Here is a 12,546-nt window from a genome sequence, read left to right on the forward strand (position 1 = left end):
AGGAGCAGAAGGCCGGCACCCCTGCCGGATGCGAGCAAGGAGGACGCGGCCGCCCGGGCCGCAACGACGGATGCCGGTTGAACTGCTCACCACCAAGTTGCGCCCGCCCGGGCTGCGACGCACGCCGCTGCGGCGCGACCGCCTCGCGCTCGCTGCGCTTCCCCGTCTGGTGCTGCTCGACGCGCCGGCCGGCTACGGCAAGACCCGGCTGGCCGCGCAGATGCATGCCGACTGGAGTGTCGACGGCGGGGCCGCCGCCTGGCTCACACTGGACGCGCTCGACAACGACGTGGTGCGCTGTGTTGCCCATCTGCTCGAAGCGTTGCGCCGGGCCACCGGTCTGGCGGCGCCAGAAGCGCTGCGCCTGCTGGCGGCCGGCGGCGAACAGGGCGAGGCGCCGTCCGCCGCCGCGCTGATGACCGCACTGCTGGCCGCCTTCGCCGCGCTCGAACGGCCCTTGCTGCTGGTGCTCGACGATCTGCACCTGATCGACGATGCCGGCGTGCTCGACCTGCTCGGTGCACTGCTGCGCACCCCGCTCGACCGCCTGCACTGGGTGATTGCCGCGCGCGGCCTGCCTGCATTGCCGGTGGCCCGGCTGCGCGCCGCAGGCGAAGTGCTCGACCTCGACGCCCGGGCGCTGTCCTTCTCTGCCGACGAAACCGCCGCCTTCATGCAGCTGGCCGGTGCGCCGGCGCTGACGCCGCCGCAGATCGCGCAGCTGCACGCGCGCACCGAAGGCTGGGCGGCCAGCCTGCAGCTGGCCGCCATCGCGCTGGGCACGGCCGGCGATGCCGACGCCTTTCTGCGGCAGTTCTCGGGGGCTGATCGCAGTGTGGCCGACTTCCTGGCCGAAGAGGTGTTCAGCCGCCAGACGCCGGACATGCAGGCCTTCCTGCTGGCGACTTCCATCCTCGAACGGTTCAACGCCGAACTGTGCGATGCGCTGCTCGGCGCGCCGGCCGGGCGTGCGCTGATCGACGAGGTCGAGCGGCTCAACCTGTTCATCTTTTCGCTCGATCGCGAGCGCCAGTGGTACCGCTATCACCGCCTGTTCGCAGACCTGCTGCGCCAGCGCCTGCAGCGCACCCAGCCGGCGGCGGTGCGCGAACTGCATCGTCGCGCCTGCGACTGGCTGGCCGCGCACGGCCAGCCGGAGGCGGCGATCGAGCATGCCTTCTCCGCCGGTGACGCGGCGCGCGCCGGCGAACTCATCGACGCGGTGAGCACGCCGCTGTTCGTCAGCGGCCGCACGGCGACACTGCGCGCACTGGCCGATCGCCTGCCGCCCGACGTGGCGGCGGCGCTGCCGCGGCTGCAGCTCGAACTGGCGTGGGAGCACACCATACGCTGGCGCTTCGCCGAGGCGCGCCGCGCGCTGGCGGCGGTCGAGGCGCATGCCGAACTGTCGGGGCCGGAAGGCCCGGCCTTGCGCGCCCGGCTGGCGCACCGCCAGTTCATGCTGCAGGTGTTCACCGACCGGCTGGAACAGGCGCTGTCGGCCGGTCACGCCTGGCTGGCCGCGCACGACGGGCGCGAGGACTTCATGAGCGGATCGGTCGCGGTGGCGCTGATGATGTGCGAACGCGAGGCGCACCGCTGCGACATGACCGAAGCGCGGGCGGCCGCCTTCAGGCGGCGCTTCTCCGAGGCCGGTGCGCTGTACGGCATGGTGTTCAACGAAACCGTGGTCGGCAGCACCCACGCGCTGCGCGGCGAACTGCGGCTGGCGCGGCAGGCGTTCGAAGCGGCCGGGCAGGCGGCGGTGCGCATCCACGGCGAAGGCTCGGCGCTGGCCGCCATGCCGGCGGCCCAGCTCGCGGCGCTGGCCTACGAGGGCAACCGGCTGACCGAGGCGCAGACGCTGCTCGAGCTGTGTGCCGCCGCGCCGGCCGAATTCGGACTGGTCGATTCGGTCATCGCGCGGCATCTGACCGCCGTCCGTCTGGCGCGGGCGCAGCGGCGGCCCGCGGCCGCGCATCAGGCGCTGGACAGCGGCCTGCGCGTGGCCGACGAGTACGGGCTGCCTCGGCTGCGTGCCCACATGCAGGCCGAGCGCGTGCGGCTGTGGCTGTTCGAGGGGCAACTGAAGGAGGCCGCGCGGCTGCTGGCCGGGGTGCCGCCGGCCACCTTGCCGCCGGCGCCGACCGCCCATGTCGGGAGTGGACAGATTGCGTTGCTGATGGCGCAGGCCCGGCTCGATTTCGAGCGCGGCGCCCGTGTCGACACGCTGTCGCTGCTGCGCCGCTGGACCGCCTGGGCGGCCGAACGCCACTGCCTGGCGAGCGCCGTGCGCCTGTCGCTGCTGCTCGCCGCGCTGGCCCGCCGCGGCGGCGACATGGCGGCGGCGCGCCGGGCGATCGGCGAGGCCGTGCGCTGGGGCAGTACGGCCGGCTTCGTGCGCAGCTTCGTCGATGAAGGCGACGACATCCGCGCCCTGCTGGCCGACATGCCTGACGGCGACGCCAGCCGCGCCGCGTTGCTGCGTGCCTTCGAGGCCGAAGACGGCGAGGCGCCGGTGGGCGTGGTCGCAGCGGCCGAAGCGGAAGACCCGCGCAGCCTGTCGGCGCGCGAACTGGACATCCTGAAACTGACCGCGGCCAATCTGCTGACGACCGAAATCGCCGCCCGTCTGGGCCTCGCCGACACCACGGTGAAGTGGTACTGGAAGCGCATCTTCGAAAAGCTGGGCGTGCGGCGCCGGCCGCTGGCGGTGCGGCTGGCGCGCCAGCGCGGGCTGATCGCCTGAGCCGGGCGTGCGGAGCTTTCCTCGTCCACGACACACTCTCGGCTTTCTTTGTGTGAGTGCGACGCCAATGCGCGCTGCTAGACTTGCGGCGGCTGAAGGGCTGCATGCCATAGGTCTGGCACGACGATGGTGCCTCGCAAGTATGGCTACCTGCTGGCGCAGCGAGAACAAGTGGCTGAGCAGGTACTGGCTTCGGCCAAACTGACTGATGGAGACGCTGGGCAATGATTGATCACATCAAACTCGACAACTTTGGGCCGCTCTCCAAGATCGATTGGCCAAAACTGGGCAGGATCAACCTGATTATTGGCGGCAACGGCAGCGGCAAAACCTTTCTGCTCAAGTCCATCTACAGCTGCATGCGCACGCTGGAAGAATACAAGCGAGGTAATGAGCAGCGCTCCGCCTCGGAGATTCTGGCCGACAAGCTGTATTGGACGTTCCAGGCCGAGAAGATCGGCGACTTGGTCAGCAAGAGTGCAGATGCCCCCTTGTCGAGCACGCTCACCATCGACAAGCGGGACTTCTCATACAGCTTCGGCAAGGACACCAGCAGACAGATTACCGGTCTGGAAAACCATGTACCCCCGCGTGAGAGCAACTCGGTCTTTCTGCCCGCCAAAGAAGTGCTGTCGCTGCACCAGATCATTCTGAAGTCGCGAGAACAAGACAAGGTCTTTGGTTTTGACGACACCTATTTTGATTTGGCAAAAGCGCTGCGCTACATACGTCCCAATGGAAAGAAGGGTGGAAAAAACTTCGACGAATTTGCCAAATCACGCGCACAGCTTGAGGACATTCTTGGGGGCGTAATCAAGTACGACGAACCTTCTGGTCGCTGGCTGTTTGTCGAGGGTCGTCACAAGTTCCCCATCGGGGTTACGGCGGAAGGCATCAAAAAGATCTCCATCCTCGACACCCTGCTGGGCAACCGCTATTTGGACACCAACTCGGTGGTGCTGATCGATGAGCCTGAGTCGGCCCTGCACCCCACTGCCATTTCGCATCTGCTGGATATCGTGGCAACGTTGGCAGATCGTGGCATCCAGTTTTTCATGGCCAGCCACTCCTACTTTGTCGTCAAGAAGCTATTTCTGATTGCGCAGGAACGCGCTTGGTCGATCCCAGTGATTTCAGCGACTGATAGCGGCTGGACTTACGACGACCTGATGAAAGGCATGCCGGACAACCCCATCATTGCGGAGTCCATTCGTCTATATCGGCAGGAAGTGGAGTTGGCGCTCAAATGACCACGCAAGCCATCATCGAATCGGGGATGACTTTTGGGCCCTTTCCGGCCGGACAGTGCTTTTATATCGAGACAAGCACGTGCTATGAGAAGATCAAAGAGGGAGTGCAGATGGCCGAATTTCTGTTGCTGCGGCAGCAGGAAAGCGGCCCGACAGTGTGGGTGATAGAAGCCAAGTCCAGCAGCCCGAGACCCGAGACGCAGCCCAACTTCGACGAGTTCATTGACGAGATTCGCAATAAGCTAACCAATGGCTTTCTCTTGGTGGTAGCAGCACGCCTTCAACGTCATCCGGACGCAAGGACTGAGCTTTCTCCAGCCTTCCGTGCGCTCAATCTGCAGGAACTGGATTTTCGATTCGTGCTTGTGATCAATGGCCATCAGAAAGCTTGGCTCGAGCCACTGAAGCGAGCATTGGATCTTGCGTTAAAACCGGTGGTCAGAACGTGGGCGCTTTCGCCAGTGTCAGTCGTTGTAATGAATCACGAGCTCGCGTTGCAGCAAGGACTTATACAGCCGGTCGCGCCATGAGGGCGCCATTGCTCAGTCGGTCAGGTGACGGGGCCAGCAGACTCATCGCCCGCTGGACGGATACCGAGACGTGCCTGAGAGCATCACGACCGGTAGGTCGTTCTGCGGGAGCGCGTCTTAGCCGCGCTGGCCCGGATTAATCCGCACATCCCGGCCGCTTCCTTGAAGCAAGCCGTACTCAGGCCACCTGTTCCGCCGCCTCCTCCTTCAGCAGCTTGTCGAGCAGCCACAGCAGCTTGCCCGGGCCGGCGTCGTGCGCGTAGTCCACGGTGCGGAAGTCCGGCTTTTCCTTGATGCGCTGGTGCTGGCCTTCGAGGATGCGCTTGTCCTCCAGGAAGGCTTCGTTGATCGCTTCGTACAGCAGCACGCCCAGGCCCGGCGCGTCGGTCGCCTTGCTGGCACCCCAGGAGTAGTAGTAATCGACCGCGTCGGCGTCGCAGGGCGTGATCGCCTGGCTGGAGAAGGTGTCCAGCATGAGCTGTCCGTTCGACGGTCCTTCGGCGGCAGCGCCGGCCGCGTTGTTGGCTGCATACACCTGGAAGTGCAGGATGAAGTTGCAGGGGAAGCTCATCTGCGACAGGAAGTACAGGTCGAACACCATGTCCGGCGGGAACAGGTGCTGCGCGAAGCGCGGCGCGGGCACGCCGCGAAGCCAGATTTCGGTGTCCATGCCGCGCGGCTTCAGCGTGTGTTTCGGCCGCGTGCTGGCATAGACCGTGGTGCCGCCGAAGGTCTGGTCGTGCACCCAGGAAATGTGGGTGAGGTCGGACAGGTTGGCCAGTTCCAGCCGGTAGTTCGTGTTCACCCGGACCTTGGAGGTGCGCAGGTTCCAGTCCGGGTGGCCGGGGCCGACCGCCTTGCAGATCAGATCGGCGTCGGCCTTGGCCGGATCGCCCATCCACACCCAGATCCAGTTGTCGCGCTCGACCACCGGGAAGGTGCGCACGCAGGCGCGCTCCGGAATCTGCGTCTGGCCCGGGATTTCGACGCAGCGGCCGTGCGGGCCGAACTTCCAGCCGTGGTACATGCAGCGCAGCGCGTCGCCCTCCTTGCGCCCGAGCGACAGCGGTGACTGGCGGTGACAGCAGCGGTCTTCCATCGCCACCACGCCGCCATCCGGCCGCCGGTACAGCACCAGCGATTCGCCGGCGATGCGGCGGGTGATCAGGGCGTCGCGGCCCTGGCTCAGTTCGTGGTCCCAACCGGCGCAGTACCAGCAGTTCTTCAGGAACATCGGGGTCTCCTCGTGTCGTTGTCGGCCAAGCCGCAGGGTGCGGCTTGTTCGAACGGTGAGGCCGCGGCGTGCCGGACGCACCCTCCCGGCGGGAGGGCGGCATACCGTCACGGTATGCGGTGGCGCGGCGCCGGGTATTGGACAGCCGCTTGCGGCACACGCTAAGGTGAGCCGCGAGGAGCAGGACGCGCCACGACGCCCGCGAGGAGCACGCATGCACGATGACAACGAGCCGGATCTGCTGGACCGCTTTGCGCTGCGCAACCACCTGCGCTTCTGCACCGATGAAGGACGGATCTGGCTGCAGGAAAACCGCATGCTGCTGCTGCATGCGCGGGCGCTCGGCGCGCTGCGCCGCGAACTGCTGAATTCGCTGGGGCAGGAGCGCGCGCGTGCGCTGCTGGTGCGCATGGGCTTCGTGTCCGGTCAACAGGACGCCGAACTGGCCAAGCGCCTGGTCGGCGACGGCGCGCTCGAGGACGTGTTCCTGCTCGGCCCGCAACTGCACCGGCTGGAAGGGCTGGTGCGGGCGAGCACGCTGCACTCGGAACTGGACCTCAAGCGCGGCCACTTCCACGGCACCTTCCGCTGGGACAATTCATGGGAGGCGGAAGCCCAGCTGCAGGACTTCGGCCTCGGCGACGAGCCCGCCTGCTGGACCATGATCGGCTACGCCTCCGGCTACGTCACCCAGTTCATGAACCGCTTCGTGGTGTTCCGCGAAACCCAGTGCGTGAGCCGCGGAGACCCCTGCTGCGTGATCGAGGGCAAGGTGGCGGACGAGTGGGAAGGCGAGGGCGCCGAGGCGCACATCCGCTACTTCGAGCCGGAGAACATCGTCGGCGAACTGATGGCGCTGCAGGAGCAGGTGTCGCAGCTGCGCGCCTCGCTCGGCGAGCGGCGCGGCAGCGGCAAGCTGATCGGCGTGTCGCAGGGCTTTCGCGCCGCCTTCGACCTGGTGCGGCAGGCGGCGGACAATCCGATCACCGTGCTGCTGCTCGGCGAGACCGGCGTCGGCAAGGAAATGTTCGCGCGCTGGCTGCACGACAACGGCCCGCGCCAGTTGAAGCCCTTCGTCGCGGTCAATTGCGCGGCGCTGCCGATCGACCTGATCGAGTCCGAACTGTTCGGCGTCGAGCGCGGCGCCTTCACCGGCGCGCAGCAGTCGCGGCCCGGCCGCTTCGAGCGCGCCCACGGCGGCACGCTCTTCCTCGACGAGATCGGCGACATTTCGCCGGCGGCGCAGGCCAAACTGCTGCGCGTGCTGCAGACCGGCGAGATCGAGCGCCTGGGCGACCACCGCACGCGCACCGTGGACGTGCGGCTGGTCGCGGCGACCAATGTCGAGCTGCGCCGCGCGGTGAAGGAGGGGCGCTTCCGCGCCGACCTCTACTACCGGCTGAACGCCTATCCGGTTGTCATTCCGCCGCTGCGCCAGCGGCTGGCCGACATTCCGCTGCTGGTCGAGCGGTTCATCGAGAAGTACGCCGCCCTCTACCAGAAGCGGCTGGCCGGGCTGACCGACCGCGCCGTGCAGAGCCTGCAGGCCTACGACTGGCCGGGCAATATCCGCGAACTGGAAAACATGATCGAGCGCGGCGTGCTGCTGGTGCCGCAGGGCGGCTTCATCGAGGTGAATCACCTGTTCGCCGGCATCGAGCCGGCGGACGAGACGGGCGAGGCCATCGACGCTTCCGGCAGCCTGTGTGCGCCGGGCAGCGACGCTGGAGACCCTGTCGATGCCGACGCGCTCGACCGGTTGCTGGTGCCCGGCTTCGACCTGGCGCAGCACGAGCGGGCGTTGATGCGCGCGGCGCTCAACCGGACGCGCGGCAATGTGTCCGAGGCCGCCCGCCTGCTCGGCGTCACGCGGCGGCAGATCGCCTACCGGCTGAAGGACCTCGACGCCGGGCTGTGAACCCGGTTTTACGCTGCGGCGCAGCGTAAAACCGGCGTTGACAATTCTGTACGCCGCCCTTTCCGCGCTTGACGTTTCTGGCAGGCCCGAACCCGCCCGCGCGCACCGCCGTTTCCCCTGTTTCCTTGTCCTTCAAAGGCTTGCCTGTTCTGGCACGCCGGCTGCATTGATTACGGGGCAGCACCGATCCGGCTCACCGACAAGGCCGGACGCACATCCGACAGGACGAGGAGGAATCGCAATGCAGCAAACGCTGGCGGACGACAGCCCGCAGGACGTGCTGGCGCGCAAGTTCGTGCGCGTCACCCATCGCCGGCCGGACGGGCTGGTCGAATTCGAGTTCGCCATCGGCGAGCGCGAGCTGTTCGTCGAAATGATGCTGCCCGACCGGGCTTTCGACGAGTTCTGCGGCATTCACTCGGTCACCCGCATCGACGACGGGCAGGAGGATATCGCCCTGTCCGCCGCCCTGCCCACATTCCCCAGCTGAAACCCGCGCCGGCCCGCGCCGCGGGCTTGCGCCGAACCCCGGAGAAGCTTCATGCACATCGACCTGCGCACGGTGGCGATCACGCCACTGCGAAATACCTTCGACCACATCGCGCGCCGCATCGGCGCCGACAAGGCGGTCAGCCGCTACCAGGAAGGCACGCTGGACATCCAGCCCAGCGCCAACCTGCAGTACCGCCCGACCTGGGACCCGACGCACCAGTTGTACGACCCGGCGCGCACGGCGCTGGTGATGCAGGACTGGTACGCCTTCAAGGACCCGCGCCAGTTCTACTACGGCACCTGGACGCTGTCGCGCGCCCGCATGCAGGAAGCGGCCGAGGCCGGTTTCGACTTCGTCGAGACGCGCGGCCTGGCCGACCTGATGCCGGATGAAGTGCGTCGGCGTGCGCTCGACGTGCTGGTGCCGCTGCGCCACGTGGCCTACGGCGCCAACCTGAACAACGTCGGCATGTGCGCCTACGGCTACGGCGCCGCGGTCACCCAGCCCTGCATGTACCACGGCATGGACCATCTGGGCATCGCCCAGTACCTCACCCGCATCGGCCTGTGGCTGGCCGGTCCGGCCGAACTGGAGGACGGTCGCAGCCACTGGCTGGGCGACGGCCGCTGGCAGCCGCTGCGCCGCCAGGTCGAGAACAGCCTGGTGGTGAAGGACTGGTTCGAACTGTTCGTCGCGCAGAACCTGGTGCAGGACGGCCTGCTGTATCCGCTGGTGTATGCGCACTTCGTCGACCGCCGGCTCAACGCCGAGGGCGGCTCGGCGGTGTCCATGGTGTGCGCCTTCATGAACGAGTGGTTCGCCGAATCCACGCGCTGGGTGGATGCCACGATCAAGACCGCCGCCGCCGAATCGCCGGCCAATGCCGCGCTGATCGCCGGCTGGCTCGCGCACTGGCGCGGCCGCGTGCGCGAGGCGCTGCTGCCGGTGGCCGAACTGGCGTTCGACCAGTGCGGCGAGCAGCTGCTGGACACGGTGACCGAAGCCTTCGATGCGCGGGTCGCGAAGCTGGGCATCGCGGTGAAGGAGGCCGGCCATGTCTAGGGTGTTCATCGCGCTGCAGGCCAACGAGGACAGCCGCTGCATCGTCGAGGCCATCGTCGACGACAACCCGGAAGCCATCGTCAACCGCCAGCCGGCCATGGTGAAGATCGACGTGCCCGGGCGGCTGGTGATTCGCCGCGCATCGATCGAGGAACGGCTGGGCCGCCACTTCGACCTGCAGGAAGTGCACATCCACCTGATATCGCTGTCCGGTCACGTCGACGAGACCGAAGATGAAATGACGCTGAGCTGGGACCGCTGAGGAGAACGCCATGGACATGAACGTGAAGAAGAAGCTGGGCCTGAAGGAAAAGTACGCGCTGATGACCCGCGGCCTGGGCTGGGAAACGACCTACGAATCGATGGACGCGGTGTTCCCGCAGACCCGCTACGAAGGCATCCGGATCCATGACTGGGACAAGTGGGAAGACCCGTTCCGCCTGACGATGGACGCCTACTGGAAGTACCAGGCGGAGAAGGAGCGCAAGCTCTACGCCATCGTCGACGCCTACGCGCAGAACAACGGCCACCTCGGCGTGACCGACGCGCGCTACATCAATGCGCTGAAGATCTTCCTGTCGGCGGTGCCGTCGCTGGAGTACAACGCGCACCGCGGCTTTGCCCGGCTGGGCCGCGAACTGCCGGGCGTCGGTCCGCAGATCGCCTGCCAGATGCAGGCCATCGACGAAATCCGCCACGCGCAGACGCAGATCCACTCGCTGTCGAACTACAACCGCTTCTACAACGGCTTCCACGACTGGAAGCACATGAATGACCGGCTCTGGTACCTGTCGGTGCCGAAGTCCTTCTTCGAGGACGCCTGCACCTGCGGCCCCTTCGAATTCATCATCGCCATCGGTTTCTCGTTCGAGTACGTGCTCACCAACCTGGTGTTCGTGCCCTTCATTTCCGGTGCCGCCTACAACGGCGACATGGGCGCGATGACTTTCGGTTTCTCGGCGCAGTCCGACGAGGCGCGCCACATGACGCTGGGGCTGGAGGTGATCAAGTTCATGCTGGAGCAGGACCCGGCCAACCTGCCCATCATCCAGGCCTGGATAGACAAGTGGGTGTGGCGCGGCGTGCGCCTGCTGTCCATCGTCGCCATGCTGATGGACTACATGTTGCCCAAGCGCATCATGAGCTGGAAGGAAGCGTGGGAGGTGTATTTCGAGGAGAACGGCATGGCGCTGTTCAAGGACCTCGCACGCTACGGCATCAAGGTGCCGGACTGCGTGGAACTGATAAAGAAGGAGAAGGACCACCTGTCGCACCAGGCGTGGAATGCCTTCTACACCGCCGGCAAGATCACCAACTTCCACACCTGGCTGCCGACCGAAGAGGAAATGGACTGGCTGTCGTCCAAGTACCCGGACACCTTCGACCGCCTGTATCGCCCGCGCTTCGAGCACTACCGCGAGCTGGAGAAGCAGGGCAAGCGCTTCTACAACACCACGCTGCCCATGCTGTGCCAGGTGTGCCAGATCCCGATGATGTTCACCGAAGCCGACGACCCGACGCAGATCTCGTATCGCCAGGTCACGCACCAGGGCGACAAGTACCACTTCTGTTCCGACCACTGTCAGCACATCTTCGAGCGCGAGCCCGACAAGTATGTCGAAGCCTGGCTGCCGGCGCACCAGATCTGGCAGGGCAACTGCTTCGCCGAAGGCGCCGATCCCACCGCGCCGGACTTCGATCCGCTGAAGTCGGTGCTCGATTACTGGCACCTGGCTTACGGGCGCGACAACCTCGATTTCGAGGGCTCGGAAGACCAGAAGAACTTTGCCGCCTGGCGCGCCCAGGCCACCCGGAACTGAGGAGACCGCCATGCCCGTCGTTGCCATCGCCCCCTTCGTCGGCGTGCCGAAAGACACGGTCGACAGATTCCACGGTAACCAGCTGCTCTATGTCGGCTGGGACAAGCACCTGATGTTCTACGCGCCGGTCTGCCTGTGCCTGCCGCCGTCCATGACCTTCGGCGACCTGGTGCGCGGCTCGCTGAGCGAGGCGTGGTCGGTGCACCCGCAGTGGTCGTCCATCGACTGGTCGGCCGCGCGCTGGCTGCGTTCCGGCGAACCTTTCGAGCCGGATTTCGAGCGCTCGCTGGCCGACAACGGCATCGGCCACAAGGAGGTGCTGCGGCTGCAGACGCCGGGGCTCGAAGCCCTGCCGGGCGCGGTCTGAACGGAGCGGCGATGACTTACCAGCTCACGATAGAGCCGCTCGGCCAGACCATCGAGGTCGAGGACGGCCAGACCATGCTGGATGCCAGCCTGCGCGCCGGCATCTACCTGCCGCACGCCTGCTGCCACGGCCTGTGCGCCACCTGCAAGGTGCAGGTGGTGGACGGCGAGGTCGATCACGGCGAGGCGTCCAGCTTCGCGCTGATGGATTTCGAGCGCGAGGAGCGCAAGACCCTGGCCTGCTGCGCGCGGCTGGAAAGCGATGTCACCATCGAAGCCGATGTCGAGGAGGACGCCGACGCCGAATCGATTCCGGTGCGTGACTTCGGCGGCGTGGTGAGCCGCATCGTGGCGCTGACGCCGACGATCAGGGGGGTGTTCATCCGGCTCGACCGGCCCATGCACTTCCAGGCCGGCCAGTACATCAACCTGGAGATTGGCGCCGAGCCCGGCATGACACGCGCGTTCTCGCTGGCCTCGCCGCCGTCGCAGGCGAAGGCTCAGTTGCAGAACATCGAACTGAACATCCGCATCGTGCCCGGCGGCCGCGGCACTACCTGGGTGCATGAATCGTTGAAGGCGGGCGACCGGGTGAAACTGTCCGGGCCCTACGGCCGCTTCTTCGTGCGCCACTCGGCCGCGCTGCCTTCGCTGTTCCTGGCCGGCGGCTCCGGTCTGTCCAGCCCGCGGTCCATGATCCTCGACCTGCTGGAACGCGGCGACCCTCAGCCGATCACGCTGGTGTATGGCGCGCGCAGCCGCGACGAGCTGTACTACCACGATGAATTCCTGCAGCTCGCGGCGCGCCATCCGCAGTTCCGCTATGTGCCGGCGCTGTCGGACGAGCCAGGGGACAGCGCGTGGAGCGGTTTCCGCGGATTCGTGCACGAGGCCGCGCAAGCCGCCTTCGACAACGACTTCCGCGGCCACAAGGCCTATCTGTGCGGGCCGCCGCGCATGATCGACGCCTGCATCTCCACGCTGATGCGGGGGCGGCTGTTCGAGAAGGACATCTACTGCGAAAAGTTCGTGTCCGCCGCCGACGTCCAGCAGGTGCGCAGCCCGCTGTTCCGCAACATCTGATCGCCGTCGGGCGGGCGGCGCCCGTCCCGTCCGCGGGCCTC

The 12,546-nt window shown here is 66.6% G+C and carries 11 protein-coding genes; 10 read left to right on the forward strand and 1 reads right to left on the reverse strand.

Going from position 1 to position 12,546, the window contains the following annotated elements:
* Positions 1 to 70 precede the first annotated feature (70 nt).
* From Q8Q80_RS19635 to Q8Q80_RS19645, 3 genes are all read left to right on the forward strand, one after another.
* On the forward strand, positions 71 to 2,749 hold the full coding sequence (locus tag Q8Q80_RS19635; RefSeq protein WP_305634839.1) for a LuxR C-terminal-related transcriptional regulator: 2,679 nt from the start codon (positions 71 to 73) through the stop codon (positions 2,747 to 2,749).
* Positions 2,750 to 2,973: 224 nt separating this feature from the next.
* Positions 2,974 to 3,999: an ATP-binding protein gene (locus Q8Q80_RS19640; protein ID WP_305634841.1), complete on the forward strand. Its 1,026-nt coding sequence runs from the start codon at positions 2,974 to 2,976 to the stop codon at positions 3,997 to 3,999.
* Positions 3,996 to 4,529: a hypothetical protein gene (locus Q8Q80_RS19645; protein ID WP_305634843.1), complete on the forward strand. Its 534-nt coding sequence runs from the start codon at positions 3,996 to 3,998 to the stop codon at positions 4,527 to 4,529. Before Q8Q80_RS19640 ends, Q8Q80_RS19645 begins: the two co-directional genes overlap by 4 nt.
* A gap of 178 nt (positions 4,530 to 4,707) precedes the next feature.
* On the opposite strand, the gene Q8Q80_RS19650 is transcribed toward Q8Q80_RS19645, so the two are convergent.
* Positions 4,708 to 5,763 carry a Rieske 2Fe-2S domain-containing protein gene (locus Q8Q80_RS19650; RefSeq protein WP_305634845.1) on the reverse strand — a complete coding sequence of 352 codons (1,056 nt, stop codon included), beginning with the start codon at positions 5,761 to 5,763 and terminating at the stop codon, positions 4,708 to 4,710.
* 214 nt (positions 5,764 to 5,977) lie between these two features.
* Between Q8Q80_RS19650 and Q8Q80_RS19655 the strand changes: the two genes are divergently transcribed.
* The 7 genes from Q8Q80_RS19655 (at position 5,978) to Q8Q80_RS19685 (ending at position 12,505) form a co-directional block, all read left to right on the forward strand.
* Positions 5,978 to 7,681: a sigma-54-dependent Fis family transcriptional regulator gene (locus Q8Q80_RS19655; RefSeq protein ID WP_305634848.1), complete on the forward strand. Its 1,704-nt coding sequence runs from the start codon at positions 5,978 to 5,980 to the stop codon at positions 7,679 to 7,681.
* 241 nt (positions 7,682 to 7,922) lie between these two features.
* Positions 7,923 to 8,171, forward strand: coding sequence for a phenol hydroxylase subunit (locus tag Q8Q80_RS19660; RefSeq protein WP_305634850.1), 249 nt, complete (start codon positions 7,923 to 7,925; stop codon positions 8,169 to 8,171).
* 51 nt (positions 8,172 to 8,222) lie between these two features.
* Positions 8,223 to 9,236: an aromatic/alkene monooxygenase hydroxylase subunit beta gene (locus tag Q8Q80_RS19665; RefSeq protein ID WP_305634852.1), complete on the forward strand. Its 1,014-nt coding sequence runs from the start codon at positions 8,223 to 8,225 to the stop codon at positions 9,234 to 9,236.
* A complete protein-coding gene (locus tag Q8Q80_RS19670; protein WP_305634854.1) occupies positions 9,229 to 9,498 on the forward strand; it encodes an MmoB/DmpM family protein in 270 nt (89 codons plus the stop codon). The genes Q8Q80_RS19665 and Q8Q80_RS19670 overlap by 8 nt, the downstream gene beginning before the upstream one ends.
* Before the next feature lie 10 nt (positions 9,499 to 9,508).
* Entirely contained in the window at positions 9,509 to 11,056 is a 1,548-nt protein-coding gene (locus tag Q8Q80_RS19675; protein ID WP_305634856.1) for an aromatic/alkene/methane monooxygenase hydroxylase/oxygenase subunit alpha, read from the forward strand.
* Between the two features lie 10 nt (positions 11,057 to 11,066).
* On the forward strand, positions 11,067 to 11,423 hold the full coding sequence (locus tag Q8Q80_RS19680) for a phenol hydroxylase subunit P4 (protein WP_305634858.1): 357 nt from the start codon (positions 11,067 to 11,069) through the stop codon (positions 11,421 to 11,423).
* 11 nt (positions 11,424 to 11,434) lie between these two features.
* The gene (locus tag Q8Q80_RS19685) at positions 11,435 to 12,505 is read left to right on the forward strand and encodes an NADH:ubiquinone reductase (Na(+)-transporting) subunit F (RefSeq protein WP_305634860.1); all 1,071 of its coding nucleotides are present in this window, start codon (positions 11,435 to 11,437) and stop codon (positions 12,503 to 12,505) included.
* The last annotated feature ends 41 nt before the right edge of the window (positions 12,506 to 12,546 follow it).

The organism is Methyloversatilis sp., assembly GCF_030698125.1.
Lineage (GTDB): Bacteria > Pseudomonadota > Gammaproteobacteria > Burkholderiales > Rhodocyclaceae > Methyloversatilis.

What these genes read in the sequence shown, in the direction of transcription:
- Q8Q80_RS19635 (WP_305634839.1), top strand. Translation starts at nt 71, where the DNA reads ATGCCGGTTGAACTGCTCACCACCAAGTTGCGCCCGCCCGGGCTGCGA.
- Q8Q80_RS19640 (WP_305634841.1), top strand. Translation starts at nt 2,974, where the DNA reads ATGATTGATCACATCAAACTCGACAACTTTGGGCCGCTCTCCAAGATC.
- Q8Q80_RS19645 (WP_305634843.1), top strand. Translation starts at nt 3,996, where the DNA reads ATGACCACGCAAGCCATCATCGAATCGGGGATGACTTTTGGGCCCTTT.
- Q8Q80_RS19650 (WP_305634845.1), bottom strand. Translation starts at nt 5,763, where the DNA reads ATGTTCCTGAAGAACTGCTGGTACTGCGCCGGTTGGGACCACGAACTG.
- Q8Q80_RS19655 (WP_305634848.1), top strand. Translation starts at nt 5,978, where the DNA reads ATGCACGATGACAACGAGCCGGATCTGCTGGACCGCTTTGCGCTGCGC.
- Q8Q80_RS19660 (WP_305634850.1), top strand. Translation starts at nt 7,923, where the DNA reads ATGCAGCAAACGCTGGCGGACGACAGCCCGCAGGACGTGCTGGCGCGC.
- Q8Q80_RS19665 (WP_305634852.1), top strand. Translation starts at nt 8,223, where the DNA reads ATGCACATCGACCTGCGCACGGTGGCGATCACGCCACTGCGAAATACC.
- Q8Q80_RS19670 (WP_305634854.1), top strand. Translation starts at nt 9,229, where the DNA reads ATGTCTAGGGTGTTCATCGCGCTGCAGGCCAACGAGGACAGCCGCTGC.
- Q8Q80_RS19675 (WP_305634856.1), top strand. Translation starts at nt 9,509, where the DNA reads ATGGACATGAACGTGAAGAAGAAGCTGGGCCTGAAGGAAAAGTACGCG.
- Q8Q80_RS19680 (WP_305634858.1), top strand. Translation starts at nt 11,067, where the DNA reads ATGCCCGTCGTTGCCATCGCCCCCTTCGTCGGCGTGCCGAAAGACACG.
- Q8Q80_RS19685 (WP_305634860.1), top strand. Translation starts at nt 11,435, where the DNA reads ATGACTTACCAGCTCACGATAGAGCCGCTCGGCCAGACCATCGAGGTC.